Origin of the sequence: Streptomyces inhibens (assembly GCF_022221585.1) — a bacterium.
GTDB classification, from domain to species: domain Bacteria; phylum Actinomycetota; class Actinomycetes; order Streptomycetales; family Streptomycetaceae; genus Streptomyces; species Streptomyces inhibens.
This window is the reverse complement of sequence record NZ_CP084681.1, coordinates 7,460,582-7,480,910: the sequence shown is the minus strand read 5'-3', so window position 1 is coordinate 7,480,910 and position 20,329 is coordinate 7,460,582. Positions and strand designations below refer to the sequence as shown.

General features: G+C 71.2%; 14 protein-coding genes. 6 read left to right on the top strand and 8 right to left on the bottom strand.

Annotated features, from left to right (window positions below):
- The 3 genes from KI385_RS33640 to KI385_RS33630 all read right to left on the bottom strand — a co-directional run bounded on the left by KI385_RS33640 (position 1) and on the right by KI385_RS33630 (position 5,045).
- A complete protein-coding gene (locus KI385_RS33640) occupies positions 1-1,578 on the bottom strand; it encodes a phage tail sheath family protein (RefSeq protein ID WP_238575827.1) in 1,578 nt (525 codons plus the stop codon).
- A 118-nt stretch (positions 1,579-1,696) separates the two neighbouring features.
- On the bottom strand, positions 1,697-3,682 hold the full coding sequence (locus KI385_RS33635) for an eCIS core domain-containing protein (RefSeq protein ID WP_238575826.1): 1,986 nt from the start codon (positions 3,680-3,682) through the stop codon (positions 1,697-1,699).
- Between the two features lie 163 nt (positions 3,683-3,845).
- Complete coding sequence (locus KI385_RS33630) at positions 3,846-5,045, bottom strand: hypothetical protein (protein WP_238575825.1); 1,200 nt, start codon at positions 5,043-5,045, stop codon at positions 3,846-3,848.
- A gap of 385 nt (positions 5,046-5,430) precedes the next feature.
- Here KI385_RS33630 and KI385_RS33625 point away from each other — a divergent pair, with 385 nt between their 5' ends.
- From KI385_RS33625 to KI385_RS33610, 4 genes are all read left to right on the top strand, one after another.
- Positions 5,431-8,691, top strand: a complete 3,261-nt coding sequence (locus KI385_RS33625) for an AfsR/SARP family transcriptional regulator (RefSeq protein WP_238575824.1) — start codon at positions 5,431-5,433, stop codon at positions 8,689-8,691.
- Positions 8,688-8,828: a hypothetical protein gene (locus tag KI385_RS33620; protein WP_238575823.1), complete on the top strand. Its 141-nt coding sequence runs from the start codon at positions 8,688-8,690 to the stop codon at positions 8,826-8,828. The genes KI385_RS33625 and KI385_RS33620 overlap by 4 nt, the downstream gene beginning before the upstream one ends.
- 23 nt (positions 8,829-8,851) lie before the next feature.
- Positions 8,852-9,040, top strand: a complete 189-nt coding sequence (locus KI385_RS33615) for a peptidoglycan-binding domain-containing protein (protein WP_238575822.1) — start codon at positions 8,852-8,854, stop codon at positions 9,038-9,040.
- 168 nt (positions 9,041-9,208) lie between these two features.
- A complete protein-coding gene (locus KI385_RS33610) occupies positions 9,209-10,540 on the top strand; it encodes an RICIN domain-containing protein (protein WP_342593534.1) in 1,332 nt (443 codons plus the stop codon).
- An 82-nt stretch (positions 10,541-10,622) separates the two neighbouring features.
- On the opposite strand, the gene KI385_RS33605 is transcribed toward KI385_RS33610, so the two are convergent.
- The 4 genes from KI385_RS33605 to KI385_RS33590 all read right to left on the bottom strand — a co-directional run bounded on the left by KI385_RS33605 (position 10,623) and on the right by KI385_RS33590 (position 17,771).
- Positions 10,623-12,695 (bottom strand): ATP-binding protein, encoded by a 2,073-nt coding sequence (locus KI385_RS33605; RefSeq protein WP_238575820.1) that lies wholly within the window; start codon positions 12,693-12,695, stop codon positions 10,623-10,625.
- On the bottom strand, positions 12,692-13,354 hold the full coding sequence (locus KI385_RS33600; protein WP_238575819.1) for a Pvc16 family protein: 663 nt from the start codon (positions 13,352-13,354) through the stop codon (positions 12,692-12,694). Before KI385_RS33600 ends, KI385_RS33605 begins: the two co-directional genes overlap by 4 nt.
- A gap of 112 nt (positions 13,355-13,466) precedes the next feature.
- The gene (locus KI385_RS33595; protein ID WP_238575818.1) at positions 13,467-14,156 is read right to left on the bottom strand and encodes a response regulator transcription factor; all 690 of its coding nucleotides are present in this window, start codon (positions 14,154-14,156) and stop codon (positions 13,467-13,469) included.
- Between the two features lie 1,134 nt (positions 14,157-15,290).
- Complete coding sequence (locus KI385_RS33590) at positions 15,291-17,771, bottom strand: hypothetical protein (protein ID WP_238575817.1); 2,481 nt, start codon at positions 17,769-17,771, stop codon at positions 15,291-15,293.
- A 482-nt stretch (positions 17,772-18,253) separates the two neighbouring features.
- Here KI385_RS33590 and KI385_RS33585 point away from each other — a divergent pair, with 482 nt between their 5' ends.
- Positions 18,254-18,697, top strand: coding sequence for a hypothetical protein (locus KI385_RS33585; protein ID WP_238575816.1), 444 nt, complete (start codon positions 18,254-18,256; stop codon positions 18,695-18,697).
- Between the two features lie 34 nt (positions 18,698-18,731).
- Here the strand turns inward: KI385_RS33585 and KI385_RS33580 are convergent, their stop codons facing one another.
- Positions 18,732-19,532, bottom strand: a complete 801-nt coding sequence (locus KI385_RS33580) for a VOC family protein (protein ID WP_238575815.1) — start codon at positions 19,530-19,532, stop codon at positions 18,732-18,734.
- Between the two features lie 267 nt (positions 19,533-19,799).
- Here KI385_RS33580 and KI385_RS33575 point away from each other — a divergent pair, with 267 nt between their 5' ends.
- A complete protein-coding gene (locus KI385_RS33575) occupies positions 19,800-20,309 on the top strand; it encodes a hypothetical protein (protein WP_238575814.1) in 510 nt (169 codons plus the stop codon).
- The last annotated feature ends 20 nt before the right edge of the window (positions 20,310-20,329 follow it).

Genomic DNA, 20,329 nt, shown 5'->3' with positions numbered 1-20,329 from the left:
TTACTCCTCCAGCTCCCCGCCACCGCCCGAGAACTGCGCCAGCCGGAAGACCACGAACTCGGCGGGCTTGACCGGTGCGATGCCGATCTCGCATACGACCCGTCCCAGGTCGACGGACTCGACGGGGTTGGTCTCCGCATCACATTTCACATAGAACGCATCCTCGGGCCGCTGCCCGAACAATGCTCCCGAGCGCCACTCATTGACCAGGAACGCCGAGATATTGCGTCGGATCCGGGCCCACAGTGCCTCGTCGTTCGGCTCGAACACCACCCACTGGGTGCCGATGAGAATCGACTCCTCCAGGTAGTTGAAGTAGCGCCGGACGTTCAGGTAGCGCCACGCCGGATCGGAAGCCATGGTTCGCGCGCCCCACACCCGGATCCCGCGTCCGGGGAATGCCCGGATGCAGTTCACACCGACCGGGTTGAGCAAGTCCTGCTCGCCACGGGTGATCTGCAGTTCCAAGTCAACCGCCCCACGGACGATTTCATTGGCCGGGGCCTTGTGGACACCCCGCTCGGAGTCGTTACGCGCCCATACGCCGGCCATGTGGCCGGACGGCGGCACGGTGCGCGACTGGCCGGAGGCCGGGTCGAAGACCTTGATCCAGGGGTAGTAGAGCGCGGCGTACCGGGAGTCGTAACCGGCGACCTCCTGGCGCCACTTACGGATGTCACGGGCGTTCAGCGAGGGCGGCGGGTCGAGGACGGCCATCCGGTCGCCCATCAGCTCGCAGTGCGCGACCAGCCCGAGCTGCACGGCCTTGACGTGCTCCAGGTCGATCAGGCCCTGCTGGTAGGCGGCCATCAGGTCCGGTACGGCGACCATGTTGACCTCGTCGAGTGCCTCCAGGCCGCCGAAACCCGTGCGGTCGGCGGAGTCGCCGATGAACTGGCCGGAGCTGAACTGCTCGACGGCGCCGTTCGCGGCGGGGGTGGCGGGGGCCGGGGCGGGCGGGGAGAGGGTGACGCTCTGGGCGTCCGGCTTCGCCAACTGTGCGGCCGCGACGGTCTCTTCGACGACGATCGCCTTGGACCGCTGCTTCACCTGCGCGACGACATAGTTCCGCGCGCTCTTCTTCGCGCTGACGTCAAAGCTCTCGACGACCTTGTCGCCGTCCTTGACCACCAGCTTGAACCGGTCGGCGCTGCCCTCACCCTCGGCGTCCTGCACCTCGACGGTGAGCGCACCGCCGATGGCGGAACCGGCCGCGATCGCCGCGACCTTGAAGGCCCCCAGCGACACCGGCTCCCCGGTGGTCAGCTCCCTGGGCTTCGCTTCCGTGGGCACGGAAGGCTGCGGGCCGTCCGCGGCCCCGCCCACACGCACCACGTATGCCGCCGTCCCGCCGTTATTGAAGAACCCGTACACGGAATGCGCCAGGTAATACCCGTCCGTGAACTCCCCGAAAGCCGCTACGTACTGGGACCAGTTCGTCACCAGCGTCGGCTCGTTGAGTGGGCCGGTGGGTGCCAGGCCGACAAAGGCCGCGACGGAGGTGCCGACACCTTCGATGGGGCGTGAACCGCTGGCGACTTCCTCGACGTAGACGCCGGGAGACAGATAGGTGGGCACGGTCTTCTCTCCTCAGGTGGATCGGGGTATTACCAGGCGTCCACTGCGCCGGGTGTACTGGGCGTGTCGTTGCGCCAGGTGCGCCGAGGGGCACCTGGCGCGGTGGGCCGCGGGCCGGTCACGGGTGGTGGAGCACATAGAGCTTGTAGAGCAGTTCGAGCTGACCACCCATGGACTTCTGCGGATTGAGGGCGTCGATGTGGAAGGTGTCAGCATGGCTTCTGCCGTCCTTTTCCCATTCCAGGACATAGTCGATGGAAGAGCAGACGTGATAACTGTGCGGCACCATACGCGCCTTGGCCTTGATTACCACCTTGCCGATTCCGCCGTCCAGAATCATCTTCTTGACCAGGTTTTCCAGGACGAGGTGATGGCCGTTGGCGGCTGCCAGTCCCGCGGCGAGGTTGTGGGGAGCATTGGGCTGTTTTCCGTCGTGTCCGCCGAATGTGAAAGCCAGAAGGTGCAGCCACTGCCATGTGCCGCCTTCACTCATGCCACTGGCAAGGGCAGCGTTTTTGGCGGATGTCCCGCTCATCGCCGCGTTCTGATCGGGTTTCCAGCCACTCCGTTCACCGCCGCCCCACTTATCGAGCAGGGTTTTGTTGACCGTAATGGGGCCGACGCTCTTCTCCGTCCCCGAGAACCGGCCCAGCGAGCCCTGCGCGGGCTTGCTCTCGCGATCCATCACGGAGGGCGGAAGCACCAGTTCTTCCATGTCCGGCATGTCCTTCGCGTAGGTGATGACGCGGTGACTGGTGCCGCCGGGCGAGTCAAAGGCGTATGTCGTTCCCTTTTTGAGTTCCGTGCCGTCGGCCAGCGATACCTCGCGGGGTGTGGCCGAGCCGGGAGTCGGCTTGACCTCCGGGGAGGCGTAGTGGCCTGCCGTGCGCAACTCCGCCGAGATCACCTGCTGTTGCCCGGGGCCGAGTTCGGGCTTGTGCAGGAGCCACTGCCGGTCGCTGCGCTTGACCATCAGACCGCCCCCGTCGGCGAATCCGGGCTTGGTGCTCAGGTGTTCATAAATGGCCTCCACCTCGGCCCGGACCTGCGACCAGTCGGCATCGGCCCATCTGTAGCTGTCACCCTCCTGGGGCCCCGGGTCTTCGAAGTAGAGGTCCCGAATGGTGTTCCAGTCGGTGTCGGAGAGCTTGCGCGGGCGCAGCTCCCGACGTGCGCTGTGGACTTTCGCGCTCAGGTGCCGTCCCAGATCGGACAGGGAGTTCGCCTTTGCGTCGAAGCTCTTCAGCAGCGACTCCTTGATCTCCGCGACCTTGGCCTTGTCCACCCTTTCCGGTGAGCTGGTGTTCACGTCCACGTCCACGTCCACGTCCATGTTCGTGTCCATGTCCGTGGTACCGGGTGCGCCGTCCAGTTCCATCGGCGCAGGACCGGAACTCCGCTGCACCGCGGGACCGGCGCCGGAGTGGTCGTGAGCCTCGGGATGCGGTGCGAGCTCGTCATGCGAGCCGGCACCGGAGAGCACCCGCGCCGCGGTCGCCTCCGCCTCCCGCTCGAACCGGTCCGACGGATCGCTCACCCTCGTCCCGTCACCCCGGTCCGTCCCCGCGACCGGCCCGTTGCGCTGCTGGATGACGTGGGTCAGCTCATGGGCGAGCATGTGGCGGCCGGCCGCCGAGGAGCCGTCGTACCGTCCGCGCTGAAAGACGATGTGCGAACCGGACGTGTATGCATGGGCGTTGACCGACTCGGCCGATTCATGGGCCGTGGCGTCCGTATGGACGCGTACCCCGGAGAAGTCGGCGCCGAGCCGGGATTCCATGTCGGCCCGTACCGAGTCCTCGAGCGGGCGGCCGGGCGTGCGCAGTACGTCTTGGACAGGGGAGTGCTGCACGACGGGGGGTGTGGTGTGTCCGCAGCCCACGCCGTGCCGGTGCTGCTCCTGGTCGGCCAGGGCGGCCGAGAACGCCGTGTTGCCCGCGGTCCGTTGAAGGGCGGCGGCTGCCTCCGGGGTGAGGCGCCCTGCCTCCCCGGTCGCCGCCGTCCGGCGGGCCGCTTCGGGTGCGGGCGAGGCCGTCGTACGCGCGGCGGGCGCCGCCCCCGAGCGGTCGCGTCCGGAGCCCGGCTGCCGGTCCTGAGCCCGCATGACGGTCCCCCCCCATCCCCTTCACCACTGCTGACCGCTACCGGTCAGTGCTGATCACCGCTGGTCAGTCCTGCCGTTCCTCACTCTCGACCCTGGCGGACGGGCAGGCCCGGCTGTAGAGACGAACGGGCCCCGCCGGGGGCAGAGAGCCCTGCCCCTTCGGTCACGCGGGAGCCGCCGCGCGCGCCGCGTAGTCGAGGTTCTGGGCGCGGATGACGCTGTCGAAGGACTGGTCGCTCCCGGCCCGGCCGTACAGGGCGAAGTAGCCGAGGGACTTGCCGTGTTGCAGTGTGCTCGCGCGGTCGGCGGCGGTCTCGTACGTCAGGGTGTCGTCGCCGTCCCGCAGGACGACGGCGGCGAAGTGGTTGGCCCAGCCGTCCGCGGCCGCTCCGGTCAGGTCGATGAAGTGGTTCTCGCCCACGGCGGGCGCCTCGCGTCGCACACTGAGGCCACCGTCCGCCGGCCTGCCGATGAGCTGCGCCGCCGCCCCCTGGCAGTCATTGGGGAGCGTGATGAGCAGCTCGTGCACCCGGCTCTCCTGGTACTCGACGGCGGGGAATCCGGAGAGGACGTCGGCGGTCAGGCCCGGCATGAGGGTGGCGAGGTCCGTCAGGCCGTCCCGGCCGGTGCGTTCCGGGTACGGGAACCGCCCGGCGACCCAGCCTCCGCCCATCGTGGCCATCGCCAGCGTCATGGCCTCGGCCCGCAGCCCGGCGACGACGCCGCGCGAGGGCTCGTCCCGTGCCTGGCGTGCCGTCACGATGCGGCGGGTGAGGGCGATGAGCTGCTGGACCTCCCGGGGTTCGGCCAGCGAGCGTTGGTAGGCGGCACGCTTGTCCTCGCGCTGCGCCGCACTGTCCCCGCGTACCGGCTCGTGACCGGCTCCCGCGGGGTCCCGGCCCGCGGCCCGCACTGCGGCCGCGGCCCTGGCCTCATCCTTGTACACGGGCAGCACCCGGTGCAGGGTGCGCTCCCCTGCCTGCACCGCCGCCCCGCGTTCCAGGGTGATCGCCACCCGGTCCTGGGTGTCGAGGACGCGCGCGGCGGCCGTGATCATGTCGGCTTCGGCATACGCCTCGTAGCGGCCCCGGACCGCGATGCGGCCGTTCGTGGAGACCTTGTCGAAGCCCAGGGCGGCCTCCCCCGCCACGTACCGCTGTACGTCCCGCACGCTCTGCTGACCCGGTCCCGGACCCAGCGCACGGGCGACCCCCGCATTGCCTGCTGTCCGTTGGAGGGTGCGCAGCGTGTGCGGTCGCCGGTCGGAGAGGGCCGAGGCGGGGGTGCGGGTGTGCTCGGGTCCGCGGGTCGGGGCGCGTGACGCCGGTTCCTCGCCCGTGACCCGCCGTTCGTGTGCGTGCACGTTGGCTCCGTTCTGGCGGACGTCGGCCCATGGACCCGATGGCCCCTCGGTCCGTTGGTCCGTTGGTCCGTTGGTCCGTTCGTTCGTGATGGGCTTTCTGCCGATTTTCGGCCGGAGCGGGGCCGCGCCCAGAGGCGGAAGGGGAGCCGAAAGGGCAGGGCGGTTGCCCTGCCGAACACCGGGTGGGCATCGGTGATGCACCGGTGAGCAGCTGGGCGGCCGGCTGAAGGAGGGAGCAAATAGTGGGTCACTATCGGACGTTCGCGGGTTGGTACCGGGAAGTCGGTGTCAGTGCACCCAGCTACCGTTTGATGTAGCTGGCACAGATGTGCTGGTCCAAAAGGGCGGTCTCACAGGGCGACATGGGCAGGGAGGCGAGCAGGCAGTGCGCGCCGACGCGGACGAGGGGGAGGACACAGCGGACTCGGAGGGCAGGGAGGGCGCGAAGGGCTCGGCAGCCGCGGAGGGCGCGAGCAGGCCGGCTCAACTTGCGCGGCCGTGCCGGGGGGACCGGTTGCGGTTCCAGGTGCTCGGCCCGGTGCGGGCCTGGCGGGGGGACCGACGGCTGGATCTCGGCCCGCCGCAGCAGCGCGCCGTGCTGGCGGTGCTGCTCCTGCACGAAGGTCGGCCGGTCTCGGTACCGCAGTTGGTGGACGCACTGTGGGGCGAGCAGCCGCCGCCGCGGGCGGTGGGCACCTTGCGTACGTACGTCTCGCGGCTGCGCGCCCTGTTGGAGCCGGACCGCAGGCCCCGGCAGACCGCGCGCCTGTTGGTGTCGGCGGGCGGTGGGTACGCGCTACGGGTGCCCGGCCGGGCGCTGGATTCGGCCAGGTTCGAGGTACGGCTGGTCACCGCACGCCGGTTACGGACGGCGGGCGACCTCGCGGGGGCGTACGAGCAGCTGAGGAGCGCGCTGGCGCTCCTGGAGGGCATGGCGCTGGCCGGGCTTCCCGGACCGTACGCGCAGCGGCAGCGCGACCGGCTCACCGAACTGTGTGTCACCGCCCAGGAGGAGCTCTTCGCGTGCGTGGTGGAGTCGGGCCGGCGCGCCGCCTCGATGGCCGAGTCGATCGCCGGACTGCGCGCATTCGCCGCCGAGCATCCGCTGCGCGAACGCACTCAGGCCCTGCTGATGCTGGCCCTGCACCGCGAGGGCCGGCAGGCGGAGGCCCGCGCGGTGTACACGGCCACCCGCCGCACCCTCCTCGCCGAGCTCGGCGCCGAGCCGGGCCCCGAACTCCGCGCACTGTCCGAGGAATTACGAGAGGGTGCGGCCAGGTCGATGGGATCAGCGGGATCAGCGGGATCAGCGAATTCTCCTGGTCCTCGTCCCGGCCCCGGCCCCGCCGCCGATGCCGCACCACCTCCCCGTCGCCCCCCGCTCACCGCCCCGACCCCGCACGTACCGTCGCAGCTGCCGCCCGATATCGCCGATTTCGCGGGGCGTACGGAGGCCGTCGCGCAACTGGAGGATGTCCTGTGCGGGGCCGCGGGCGGACAGGCCCCAGTGGTGGCCACCCTCAGCGGGCTCGGCGGGGCCGGCAAGACGGCGCTTGCGGTGCATGTCGCGCACACCGTACGGCCCCGCTTCCCCCACGGGCAGCTGTATGTCGACCTGCAGGGCACGGACCGGACACCGGCCGACAGCGGCACCACGCTGACGCACTTCCTGCGCGCCCTCGGCGTGGCGGAGGGCGCGGTACCGGACGGGCTGGAGCAGAAGGCCGCCCTGTACCGCTCGCTGCTCGCGGACCGCCGGGTGCTCGTCATCCTCGACAACGCCCGCGACGGCGCGCAGGTGCGGCCGCTGCTGCCCGGGGCGCCCGGGTGCGCGGTGCTGGTCACCAGCCGTGCGCGCACGCTCGCGCTGTCCGGCGCACGCCGTGTCGACGTGGAGGTGATGGACGAAGCGGAGGCGCTGGGGCTGCTCTCGGCACTCGTGGGGGCGCGGCGGGTGGCCACCGATCCGGATGCCGCGCGCCGGCTGGTCTCCGCCTGCGGCGGGTTGCCGCTCGCCGTGCGGATCATCGCGGCCCGTCTGGCGGCCCGGCCGGGCCGGGCGATGGCCGATCTCGTGGCCCGGCTGAGCGATGAGCGGCGACGGCTGGACGAACTCCGCGTGGGCGACCTGGGCGTGGAGGCGACCTTCCGGCTCGGGTACGAGGCGCTCGGGCCCGACCTCGCGCACGCCTTCCGGGCCTTTGCCCTGTGCAGTATGCCGACGTTCTGCCGGGGCGCCGCGGCCGCGCTGCTCAACACCACCGACGACGAGGCGGAGGCCGCGGTCGAGGCGCTGGTCGACGCGGGGCTCGTGGAGCTGCACGGCGACGACCGCTACCGCTACGACGATCTGGTCGGGATCTTCGCGCGGCTGCTGGGCGAGCGGCACGACAGCCCGCGGGAGCGCGCTGCGGCACAGCGTCGTTTCCTCGACTATGTGCTGGCCACCGTTCTGACGGCGGTGCGACTGATCAGGCCGTACAGCATCATGCCGGAGCTGCTTCGGCAACCGGACTCCCCCGGCCGCGCGCTCGCCGACGCCGACGCGGCGCACGAGTGGCTGAACCTCGCGCACACGTGGCTGTACGCAGCCGTGGAGCGGTCCTTGGACGCCACACCCGGCCTGATGAGTTCCACCGTGGATCTCCTCACCGCCTGGTCACATGCGCTCAGCGGCACCGCGCGCCACCGCGACCTCGAACCGCTCGTCCGGCGCGCGCTGACCGCCGCCCGGAGGCACGGCGACGACCTGGCCACGGCGCGCACCCTGCGTCTGCTCGGAGCCCCGCAGCACGGCACCGGAACCTACCGGCGGGCGGAGTGCGCGCTTCGGGAGAACCTGCGTCCGGCCGAGTCGTCCGGTGACCCGCTGGTCAGCGCCGAGGCCGCACACGAACGGGGCGTGGTGCTCGTGGCCATGGGCCGGGAGACGGAGGCGCTGCCCCTGCTGGAGGCGGCGCGGGACGGATTCGGCGCCCTCGGCGGCCGGGCCGCTGTGATCCGCGTCCTCTCGCACACGGAAGGCGCGTACGTCGCGCTGGACCGGCCCGTCGGGGCCGACTCGGTCATCGATGAAGCGCCGTTCCGGGCGCGGGAGTCAGGGAGCGACGGCACGCTCGCGCTGGTCCGGTACCAGGCCGGCTGTGCGCTGCCACGGGACGGCCGTCCGCGGCAGGCGGCGGTCCAGTTGCGGCAGGCGCAGCGACAGTCCCGCCTGGAGCGGGTCCCGCGCCGGGAGGCGCTGACCTGGGCCCGGCTCGCGTACTGCGAACTGGCCGGGGGCGGCCGGGAGCGGGCGGCGCTGGAGTGCGCCGAGCAAGCCCTCGCCATCGAACGGGAGGTGGGCGATGCCTTCTGCCGGGGGCCGGCGCAGGCCGCGCGCGGCCGCGCGCGGCTGGCTCTGGGCGAGCCGGACCGGGCCCCCCGCTCCCTGCTGTCGGCGCAGGCGGTACTGGAACGGCGCGGCTCGGCCGAAGCGGCGGACGTCGCCCGGCTGCTATGGGACCTGGGCGGCGCCGTGGTGGGCCCGATGGGCCCCGGACCGCCCCGACCGCCCGGCCCCGTCGTCCCGGTGCGGGACGCGGCGGAGGTGGCTCCAGCGTGCGGGTATGACGTGGTGATGTCTCTCTCGACCCGACCGCCGTGAGCGTCGATCCCGGCTCCCGCGCCACCGCCCGGCTGCGCGTGCGCAATACCGGGGACACGGTCGAGGAGTACCGGCTCTCGCTCGTGGGGGCGCCGGCGGGCTGGGCCCGCATCGAGCCGGCAGCGACGGGGACCTGAAGCGCGACCGGGCGTATGCGGCCTTGGGCAACGACTACTTCCGCAACGACGGCGAGGCCCCGCGCACGGCCCGCTACGACGACGGCACCGCCGCCCATATCCGCGACTACCAGAAGTCGGTCGGACTGCTCGCGACGGGGACCGTCGACGACCGGACGCTGTACGCGCTGGTCGGCGGAAGCGTGAACCGGCCGGAGCGGCCGGGGCGTTGAGCTGGCGGACGGCGGAAGGCGGGAGGCCCGAGCCGGGACCGGTGCACCGGCCGTGCGGTGGAAGCCCGTCCGCTCACCCGGGGCCGTCAGTACACCCGGGTCTGCCCCCGCTCTGCCCTTGCGGACACTGACCCGCGCCCGCCGGAAGGGTTGACTGCCAGGGTGAGTATGTGGACTTCACTGGAACCGGCCGCGATCACCGTTGACCCAGGTGCCGTCGCGAGCGTACGGCTGCGCATCCGCAACACGGGGGACACCGTGGAGGAGTACCGGCTGCGGCCGGCCGGCGACGCCGCGGGATGGACGCGGGTAGAGCCGGACGTACTGCGGCTGTACCCGGGGGCCGAGGGCACCGCGCAGGTCACCTTCGCGCCCCCGCGGACACCGGACGCCGCGGCCGGGCCGACGCCCTTCGGTATCCGCGTCGAGCCGGCCGAGCACCCCGAGATCCGCGATGTGGTCGAGGGGCAGGTCACGGTCGGGCCGTTCACCGAACTCCGCTGTGAGCTGGTCCCACTGGCCGTACGCGGCCGATGGCGCGCCAAAGCGGCGGTCGCCGTCGACAACCTCGGCAACCAACCGCTGACGGTCTCCCTCTCCGGCCGGGAGAACGGCGACGCCCTCACCGTCGAGGCCGAGCCGGGCTCGGTCCAGGTCGCCCCAGGTCGCGCCGCCTTCGCGCAACTCCATATCCGCCCTGCCACGGTCAGTTGGGTGGGCGGCACCAGCAAGCACCCCTTCACCGTCTCCGCGCTGCGCGCCGGAGTGCCGGAACCGACCGAGCTGCGGGGCACCTACCTCCAGCCGTCCGTGCTGCCGCGCTGGGCGATGGCGGTGTGCTCGCTGCTGATCGTGGCGGCGCTGGCCTTCGTGGCGCTGTGGTTCAAGGCCCAGCCCACGGTGGCCACCAGCGCGAAGGAGAAGCCCGGCCAGACCGGACGCCCGATCGAGTCCCCCAAGAAACCGGCGCCCCCGGCGCCGTCCGAACCCGCGGCTTCCCCGCAGCAGCCGGAGAATCCCGAGGGCGGCGACAAGAAGGACGACGGCCCGAAGGCGCAGGCCATCCGGGACGCCGCCAATGGCGGCTGGTATCTCCAGGTCAACCAGGGTGGTCAGACGGACGGCACCCAGGTCGGCCAGAACCCCCAGTGGACGGGGGACCAGTTCGGCCGCAACCAATTGTGGATCGTCCATCACTACCCCGAGAACAACTCGGTCGCCCTGGAGGCGGCCAGCGCCCCGGGCAGCGTCGTCGACGTGAAGGTCAACACCAACGAGGTCCAGATCGAGGGCGTTCCCGCGGAGAACCTGGAGTCGGGCAAACTGCCCCCGCACCAGAAGTGGCGGCTGGTGGACGCGGGCAACGGCCGCACCCGCATCGTCAACACGGCCAACAACGAGTGCCTCACCGATATGCAGAACGACAAGGGTGCGATCACCTGGAAGTGCGCCGATGGGCCCAACGACGTTCAGGAGTGGAAGATCTCCGACGGGCCGTGAGCGCCGGGCAGGACTGTCCGGGACCGGCCGGGACCGGCCGGCGGATCGCCCGTCCGGTCCCGGTGGCACCGTCCCCGGTGCCTCAGTCCCACAAGGGCGACGCGTCCGGCACCAGCCGCCCCATCTTGCGGTACTCGCGCCGGGATCCGGCCCGTATGTCCTCGGCCGACACCGGCCCGCCACGGCTCGCGGCGAGATAGCCGGCAGTCACCGCGGCCGATCGGATCGCCCCGCCGGACAGCTCGAACTCCTTGGCGCAGACGTCCAGTCCGAGATCGTCCGCACAGGGCGTGGCCGTCAGACAGGAACGCCACAGCGCGATCCGCTGCTCGGCGTCCGGAAACGGGAAGTCGACCACCAGATCCAGCCGCCGGGTGAACGCGTCGTCGATGTTGGCCCGCAGATTGGTGGTGAGAACGGCGATCCCGTCGAACGCCTCCAGCCGCTGTAGGAGATACGCGCTCTCCAGGTTCGCGTAGCGGTCGTGTGAACTTTTGACCTCCGAGCGCTTGCCGAAGACGGCGTCGGCCTCGTCGAAGAGCAGCAAGGCGTCCGTGCGGTCCGCCTCGGAGAAGATCCGCTCCAGGTTCTTCTCCGTCTCCCCCACATATTTGTCCACCACCGCGGACAGCTCCACCACATAGAGATCCAGGCCCAGTTCACCGGCCACGACCTCGGCGGAGAGCGTCTTTCCGGTACCGGACTCCCCGGCGAACAGGGCGACCACGCCCCTGCCGCGCCCGCCGCCGGTACGCAGCCGCCACTCGCCGAGCACCTTCTCCCGGTGCCGGGCACGCTGCACCAATTCGTGCAGCAGAGTCAGCGGTTCGGGCGGCAGAACGAGGCCGTCGAAGCCGACGGCGGGCCGGACACGCCGGGCGTGCCGGTCCAACAGCGGGGCGGACTGCTGGCGCGCGCTGCGCTGGACATGAGCGGCGGTCAGCGGCGTACCGTCGAAGGCGGCGAGGGCGGTGGCCGCACGGGCCGCCCGGCGGATCTGCCCGGCAGCCAGTCGGTACGGCGCAACGGCCGCGCCGAGATCGAAGTCGCCGTCCATGGCGCCGAGTTCGACACCCCATAGCTCGGCCGCCGCCACCCCGTCGTCCGGCGCGTCCAGCGCGAGCAGCCCCGCGTCGGGGGCCCACCCCGGGTCGTACGGCTCGCCCCCGAAGAACACCACCGGCACGTCCCGGCCCGACAGCGCCCGTACGAGCCCTTCGGGCCGCTCCGGCAGCGGCCCCACGACGATCACCGCCCGCCGTAGCCGCGCCTCACGCAACAGCGCGCCTGCCGGCCCCGTACCGTCGCCCTGGCGGCCGTCAGGCCGGTACCGCAGCACGGGCAGGCCGATGCCCCGCAGCACGTCGGTCACCGGCCCGGCGGCGGTACCGGGCCGGCGCTCCCGCAGATGTGCGGCGATCGGCCGCTCACCCGCGAGAGCGGCCAGCCGCCCGAAGAACGCCCGCGCGTCGCTTTCGCCGTCCGTGCGCTCCTCGGCCCTCTCCCCGGGCGGCAACAACTCCACTCCACCACCCCACAGTTCTGAATCAAGGCCGTCGTGCCCCAGCAGATGAGCCACCACCCGCTCCGGCACCCGAAGCGCGCGGCCGGGCAGCGGCCGGTCCTCGTCCTCGACGACGAGCAGTCCACCGGACAGTAGCGGCGCGGCTGGATGGAAACGGGCGCGCGCCGCGGGCTCGTACGGGCCGGTGCCCGCGAGATCCAGCGCCAGGGCGACGGTGGCGCGGCGGCGCCCGACATCGTCGTTGAGGTAGCCGTAGAGCGGCTCGAAGCGCCGGTCCACATCGGGCGCGAGCGCGGCCAGGAGGATCCGCAGGTCCAAGGCGGACAGCCGGAACCGCCGGGCGAGCGCCCCGGATCGATCCGTCGGCTCCCCAGCCACCGCCGCCCCCGTACACGCCTCGTCCTCCTGCGCCTCACCCGTACCGACCGCCGGAGGCTGTGCGGCCAGCCGTCGAGCCGTCTCCGGGGTCACATACAGCCCGCGCAGCGGGTCCGAGGCCGTGGGATCGCCGGCGCTGCGCCGCTCGACGAGTCCGGCGACCCGCTCACGCAGCCCCGCCAACCGTCCGAGCAGCGCACCACTCGCGTCCTCGCCCACCGCCGTAGCACCACTCGCCGTTGTGCCGCTCACCGCTCCTCCTCACGATGGCCGGTCCCGGACGGCGAAGCGTCCGGAGCGGACCGGAGCATGCGGAGCCGGGAGTCGTCCGGCGGGCCGTTGACGCCCCGGACCACCACCGCCGCGCCCTCCGTGACCGGTGGCGCCACCTCGTACGAGGGCGTGACCGGGAAGGGCACGGTGATCACCACATCCAGGGACGGTTTGAGTTCGCCGCCGAGCGCGGACCAGATGTCGGCGATCGAGCGCGACTCGGCAGGTGGCACCGCGACCGTGAGCGGGATGCTCGCCTCCAGCGCCCGGAGTGCGTCCGTCAGCGCGGACGGCGGCAGGGTCTCTCGCGCGAGCAGGCAGCCCAGCGCGGCCGACAGCAGCCGGTGCTCGTCCTCCGGGCGGCTGGTCCACGCCGTGACCAGGTAGGACAGCCGGAACCAGCGCGGCGGCTGATGTCTGCGCACCACCACGCCGGTCGCATCCCGCTGCGCGATCGCCCCGCGTTCGCGGCGGGCCACGTTCTCGCGTATGTCGTAGAGGTAGGCGTTGAGCGTGGGGGTGTTGCGCCGCGCCGCCCAGTCGCGGTTCGGTGCCTCGAACGCGACGTCCCCCGCGCCGTCCGGCAGAGCCCCTCCGCGCAGCACACGCCGCAAAGCCTCGTCGACCTCATGAATCATGCCCGCTCCCCCGCCCAGGGGCGCCGGTACGCGACGCCTGCTGTCTTACCTGCTGTCTTTGCTGCTGTCTTTGCTGCTGTCTTACCTGCTTCCGCATCTGCTCCGGAGCTCATCAGATGTATCCCTCTCGCAGTGCGTAGGCGACGGCGTGCGCGCGATTGTGCAGTTGCAGCCGCGTCATCAGGGCGTGCAGAACGTTCTTGACGGTGCGCTCGGAGTAGGCGAGCTTCTCGGATATCTGCCTGGTGTCCAGTCCGTCGGCGATGAGCCGCAGCACATCGACCTCGCGCGGCGCCATGCCGACGGTCGGCACCAGCGCGACCGAGGTGGAGGCCATCGCGGATCGCCGGAACTGCCCCACCTGCGTGAGCAGCCTGCTGATCAGGTCCGGCGGCAGGTGGCCCTCACCGCGCGCCGCGCTCTGCACCGCTCGTAACAGCCGCTGCGGGGTGGCCTGATGGCGCCAGAGAATGGCCCGTACGCCGTACTCCACCACGGTCATCAGCTCCGGTTCGCGCAGATCCCGGGCGATCAGCACCACCCGCTGGTCGCCACCGCGTATGAGCCGCCGCAGCTCGGCCGCGGCGAGCTCGTCGAACCGCTCGACGAGGGTGACGGCCACGGTCCCGACCGTCTCCCCGCTGTCCTTCCCCCTTCCTTCTTCAGCCCGCTCCCTGGCCGTCGCGCCGCCCTGGTCCTCGACGATCTCGACGGAGGGCTGGTGTTGTAAATGGCTCACGACTCCGGCCCGGCCAAGCGGGTCTGAGGCGTGCACGGTCACCGTGACACGTTTTTCGAGCACTCGCGCTCCTCGTCTCGCCCCCGTTTACGGACTGCCGCAGAGTCCTTGAAGCCAATCAACAAACACTTACCGGGCGATCAACAGACATCCGGGAACATCACCCCCACCCGGGCATACCACCCCACCCCGCCGCGCTGCGGCCTGCAAGGACACCGCACTCAGGGGACTCAACGCCGATGGGAGCGCGAGTCGGCCTGCTCCCGCTCGGCGACCCAGGAGCCCAGCGGCAGTGCGGCCACGACGGCGAAGACGATTCCCGCGGTCCGGTCAGCGCCCCGCGAGCACCCATCCCGCCAGGTGCGAGACCACCAGGTCTCTTCCGGGATATTTGAGCGCCCTACGGAGGACTGCCGTCGCATCCCTCCTGACCAGCACGAATGCAGGTCAGGAGGGATGCGACGGTGCCTCTGGGACTTCTCAGGGACGTTGAGACTCGACTGAAGTGCTCCCAATTGGCTCGGGATGCGCGAAGACCGCGTCGATGGCCGCGTTTCCTCGTGTGACGACACGGGACATGAAGCGCGCAGGCGTCGTTGCTACGACTGCCCCAGGCTCGGCCAGCGGCCCTGAATCCGCTCGTCATCCGGGAGCGGTCCCCCGGCGCGGCTGTCCGCGTAGGCCAAGCGTCATTCACCCGGCTCCCAAACTCCGTGATCCTCACCGGCCGCAAGCAATCCGAGAAGAGTGCATTGCCGTTCGTTCAGGGCAGACCGGCGAGGCACGAGCACCAGTCCACACCTTTCCCGTGCACCCACCGTGCAGGGAGCCGAAGGATTGATGGCTGGGCGTGGGAGTCCCCTGGGACTTTTCTGGGACTTCCGGCTGTGTCAACGGGCATGAACGTGAAACAGCCGAAAGGACATTTACGCAGGTCACCGCTGCACAGGAGTCCGTCGCAGCAGGTCACGGGCCTCGCTGGTCTCTTCCGGGACATCTGACCGGGGAATGCCGCCGCACTCCCTCTTGACCTGCAAGAACGCCGATCAGGAGAGGGTGCGGCGGCATCCGTGGGACCCGCTTTGGGGGCTTGGCGCCGAGTGGACGAGCCGCTGGGCGGACACCGCGCCGGACGGTCTGGTTGCGTCGACGCATCCTCGGTGGCTGAGGCTCCCTCAGGGATCCGGCAGCCGCTGCTCAGCCCGGAACGCGGGTTATCGCCCCGGCCGTTGCGGCGAGTTCGGGGAGGGTGCCGGCGAACGTCGGGAGCAGGCGAAGGCAGACGGACCAGGCTTCCGCGTCCGAGCCCAGATGTTCCCGGGCGAGCGCCGCGACCCGCGCCCGGACCGGCCGCCACTTCTCTTCGGGGAACCGGTCGTCGGGATGCCCGTACCGGTACCGGTGCAGGAGGTCGAGGGCCGCCTCGGCGGGGGCTGTGTGGTCGAGGAGGTCCTCCAGGGTGAGTGATCCGTTCCGTAGGGCGGCATCCGTCCAACTTCCCCATCTCTCGGGGCCGTTGCCCAGACCTGCCAGCAACAGCTCGCGGGGGCAGTCCGGGCGCTCCTCCACGAGCGCGTCGACCAGGTCCGCGGAGAGCGTGCCGGCGCGGTGCGCGGCCACCAGGGCTGACCAGGGCGGTTCCATGCCCTCGCTGAGGAGCCGGTTCAGCCGCTTCTCGGGCCGGTCGCCCGGCCTGATGAGATACGCCGCAAGCCGGTCCGGGGCCTCTTCCTCGACGAGCCGGGCCCGCAGCCGCTCCAGGCCGTCGGGGACGTCCAGCAGTTTCTCCGTCCGGCGGCGAAGGGTGACCGGGAGGCGGTCCATGGCCAGGATCTCCCGTACGGCGTCCGGCCCGCCGCGCTCCCACACCGCGATCAGCAGCCGCAGCCGACTGGCCGGCAGATGGAGCCGCAGCAGACCGAGGACCCGGCGGGCCACGCTCAGGTCGCCGGATCCCAGGCCGGCCAGCAGCCGGTCGCGGTCCTGGCTGACGACGATGTCGTCCAGCTCGGCGAGCAGCTCCTCGGGGACCGGGCGGGTGCCGCCGCCGCGCAGCCGCCCGGCGAGCAGCCGCGCCCGCTCGGACCGGTCGAGGGAGAAACGGCGGAACAGCTGGGCGTCCACCGCCGGTTCATCGAGATCGAGGAGGTACTCCAGCTTGTCATCGCGGACGTGTCCGGCGGCCATCGCCATCTGGGCCGGGAGGCCGTGGGCGGCCGCCACCGCGTCGCGGACGGCGGGGGACGGGTTCCCCTCCCGGAGGAATTGCTGTACGGCCAGCGGATCGAAGTACGGGACGACGGCGATCTGGACTTCCTGTGGGGCGCACTCGAACATCCCGAGGAAGGCCTCCCGGGAAGCCTCGGGGGTGTGGCCGGGCGGGAAGTTCGCCTTCCGCGGCCGTGGCCAGCTGGTGCAGCGCTTCTTGCGGGAGCCCGGGTCGGTGACGTCCGCGATCAGCCCGGCGACGCTGTTACGAGGGAAGCGCCGCATCCGGTCGTAGTACGTCAGCCAGTTGACGGGGTCCGCACCGAGCGGGTCCACCAGGTCGGCGACGGCCTTGCGGGTCGGTTCGTGGTCGTACGGCAGCGCGCGCAGGATGTCCGCCGCCGGTGTCATCTCGGTCAGGACCCGGTGCAGGGGCAGCCAGCCCTCGCGGATGCCGCGCTGGAGGATGTGGCTCAAGGGGATGTCGTGCGCCGCGGCTTCGGCGAGGAACTCGAAGGAGAGTTCGGCGGCGCACCGGCCGGTCTCATAGGGGGCGTTGCGGAAGCTCTCCCTCATCAGGTCGGCGGGGCAGCCCTCCCACTGGGTGAGCCGGAGCAGCCCCGGGCCGTAGTTGCCGGAGTACCCCGGTGCCCTTCCCAAGGGAAGTCGTTCGTGCTCGCGCCGGATCAGGTCCCAGTCGAGGCCGTCGGGCTTCACCGAGGGGCCCTCGCCATAGCGGAGCTCCAGCAGCGCGCGGAGGTGGTCGGGGTCGGCCCACTCCCCGGCGGGCCGGTGCTCTCTCAGGAGGGACTCCGGATCGGGGGCGTCGATGGCCTGCCGCAGCAGATCGGGCAGCCAGGGATGCCCGGGATCCAGGGTCGGGATGTCCTCCAGCAGGTCGAGGAAGCGGGTGAACGGTTCGGTGCTGCCCCAGAGCTCCAGAAGGCCGAGGCAGGCGTCCACGACGGCCGGCGGGGGAAGATGCACGCCGAACACGGCCAGGCCAACGACGTTCAGCCCGGGGAATCCGCTGGTGAGGATGGGGACGAGAGAGCGGCCGACGCGCGTCTCGTAGAGGACCGGGAACAGGCCGCCGTCGTCGTACCAGCGCGGATCCGCGAGGTCGGCGGCGTGCAGCAGCGTCGCCAACAGGTCGGGGATTTTGATCATCGCGCCCCGTCGGTCCTCCTCGGCGTCGCGGAACACCGCGTGCCACAGCGCCAGGCCGACCACCGGATCGCCGAGCTCCGCCGCCCCCAGGAGCCATTCCTCGGGGTCGATGGACAGCGCGGCCCGCATCTGCGCGGCGTCCCCGCCCAACAGCTCCTCGACCACGCCCTTCGGGAGCCCGAACCGGTCGGCGAGAAGATCCAGCAGCTCCGGGCGCAGCCGCTCGGCGAGCTCATCGGCGGTGGCCGGGTCGACGAGGCTCAGCGCCAGGCGGAGGGCGAGGCGGGTGGTGTGGTTCACGGGTGGTTCCCTTCGCGTGCTGCAGCCGGGCCGGTAGTCGGTACGTACACACCGGCCGTACGCGATCGATCGTCACATGGACCACTGACAACGGCCCCCGCGGCTGTGACGACGCCCTCTCAGGGACTCGGAGTCGCCGCTCGACCCTGAAGACACGTCAGACACATCAGACACGTCAGACACGTCAGACGCGTCAGACACGTCATCGCGACGGTAATTGCGGTGAGTTCGAGCAGGACGCCATCGAGCCTCGGGAGCAGAGAAGGGGGATCAACCGCCTCGAGCGCCACCGAGCGGGGCACGTTCGAAGCGCCGGGCCGGATCCACTACGGGGCAGCCCCCAGCAGGTCCCTGAGATCGATCGGCCCGCGTCTCGTCCGGGTGAACGATGAACGGGCGGCGGGCGGGCCGGATCCTGGTAACAGCCGTACGCGAGGCGGGAGTTCGCCGCTGCGGCGGTGCGAGAAGGAGAGAGGATCAGCATGAACACGCGCAGGGCGCACCCCGTCGGGGTTTCCGAGGAGAACCTGAGTCATCCGCGCACCCGGCAGGCGTTCCGCAGCACCAAGCGGCTCGTCGGCTGCTATGCCGGCCTCAGCGTGCTCACCCTCGTTGCCGTCATCCTGCTGCGCAACCATCCCGACATGGTGACCGACGCCGTCGGGGTCCGGGCGATCATCGTCGCCGCCACTTCCCTGCTCATGGTCTCGTTCGCCGCCCGGACGGCCCGCGGCCACAGCCGGTCTTATCTCCGACTGCGGTTGGCCTCAGGCATCATGGTGGTGGCCATTGCGGTCATCGTTGCGCTGCCCGGCGCCTTTCCGGTCTGGCTGAGAGTTGAACAGGGCGTGTGCGGAGCCCTTCTGATCGGTGTCGTCATGATCGTGAACGGCAAGCAGCTGCGGTCGGCGTTCGCCTCCGGGTAGAACGAGCGCCCGCGCTCGCTCGCGTACGCCCGCCTCAGAGCGGCGCCTCCGGAGTGAGCACCACGAACTCCGCGCCCGAGGGGTCCGTGCAGACGGCCAGCCGGCCGACGCCCTCGGCGGTTTCCGGGCCCATCGAGAGCGTGCCGCCGTTGCCGCTCACCAGGCCGACGGTGGCGTCGCAGTCCTTGGAGCCGAACACCGGGTGCCAGTACGGCTTCCCGCCGGGACCGAGCAGATCCGCGGGGACACCCATGAGGCCGCCGTGCATCCGGTCCTCGCCGCAGTTCGCGGGGGTGAGCAACGTGTAGGTGCCGCCGCCACCGCCGGGGAGCGGCATGTCCTGGGTGCTCCAGCCGAACACGGTCTTGTAGAAGGTCTGCGCGGCGGCGGAATCGGTGGTGTAGAGCTCCGTCCAGCTCAGGCTGCCCGGCCCGTCAGCGGCTTCGATGCCGGGGTATCTCGCCGGCTGCCAGACGGCGAACTCCGCGCCCTGCGGGTCCGTGAGCTGGGCGAACCGGCCGTCGTCCGCACCGACCTCGGTCGGCGCCGAGCGGACCGCGCCGCCCGCCTGCTCCACGGCCTTGACCGTGGCGTCCGCGTCAGGGGTGTTGAAGTAGATCGTCCAGGCGGATCGGGCGCCGTCCTCGGTGAGCGGGCCGACCGCGCCGACAGCCTTGCCGTCGTGCCGGAAGAGGGTATATCCGCCCGCGTGGTCACCGTGCGGTTCGGCCTGCCAGCCGAACACGGCTCGGTAGAAAGCCGTTGCGACCTCGACATCGGGGGCGCCGAGGTCGAGCCAGCACGGGGAGCCGGGGACGAAGTCGGTAGTGATCATGGCGATTCCCTTCGCGTCCCTTCGCGGATCCTCTGTGATTTCAGCCTGACATCGACCACTGACAATCGCCCGTCGGCCGGGATTCGGCGTCCCGGCGCGCTCTTGCTAGCCTGACGCGCGCTCGTCAAAAACCGACACCGGCGAGCGCATCGTCAAGAGCATCACCGAGCGGATACGCGTGTCGGTATGCGCATAGGTACGCGTACCCGGAGGGGTACCGAGCGGCCGTTCACGTAGGCGGCCGATCACAACGGGGGAGAAATCCAGATGAAGCTTCGCCATGTTCGCGCTGTCGCCGTGTGCGCACTGGTGGTCGTCGCGCTGACCGGCGCGCGCCATTCGCACGGCGGGGGCTGCGGCAGCAGTCACAGCTCCGACACCAGTGGCACCAGCGGCACCAGCGGCGGATACAGCAGTTCCGGCAGCACCACCAGCAGCGGCACCACCGGTGGTTCGCCGACCGCCGGATCCACCACGTCGCCCGAGTCGGACATCCGGATCACCGACTGCCAGGTCGACAGCGCGGCCGGCACGCTGAGCGCCAAGCTGAGCGTGACCAACGGCAACTCCCAGGGCACGGCGACCTACAACGGCACCGTGGAGTTCACCGACGAGACCGGCGCCACCTTCGGCTCCGCGCTGATCTCGTCGGTCCAGGTGGCGGCCGGCCAGACCCAGCCCGCCTCGGTCTCCGGCACCTTCATCAAGAACCCCAACCGCCAGGGGCCGACGTCCGGCAAGTGCAAGCTGGGCCAGGTCTACAAGGCCAACAGCTGAGGCCGGCAACGGCCGTGCCG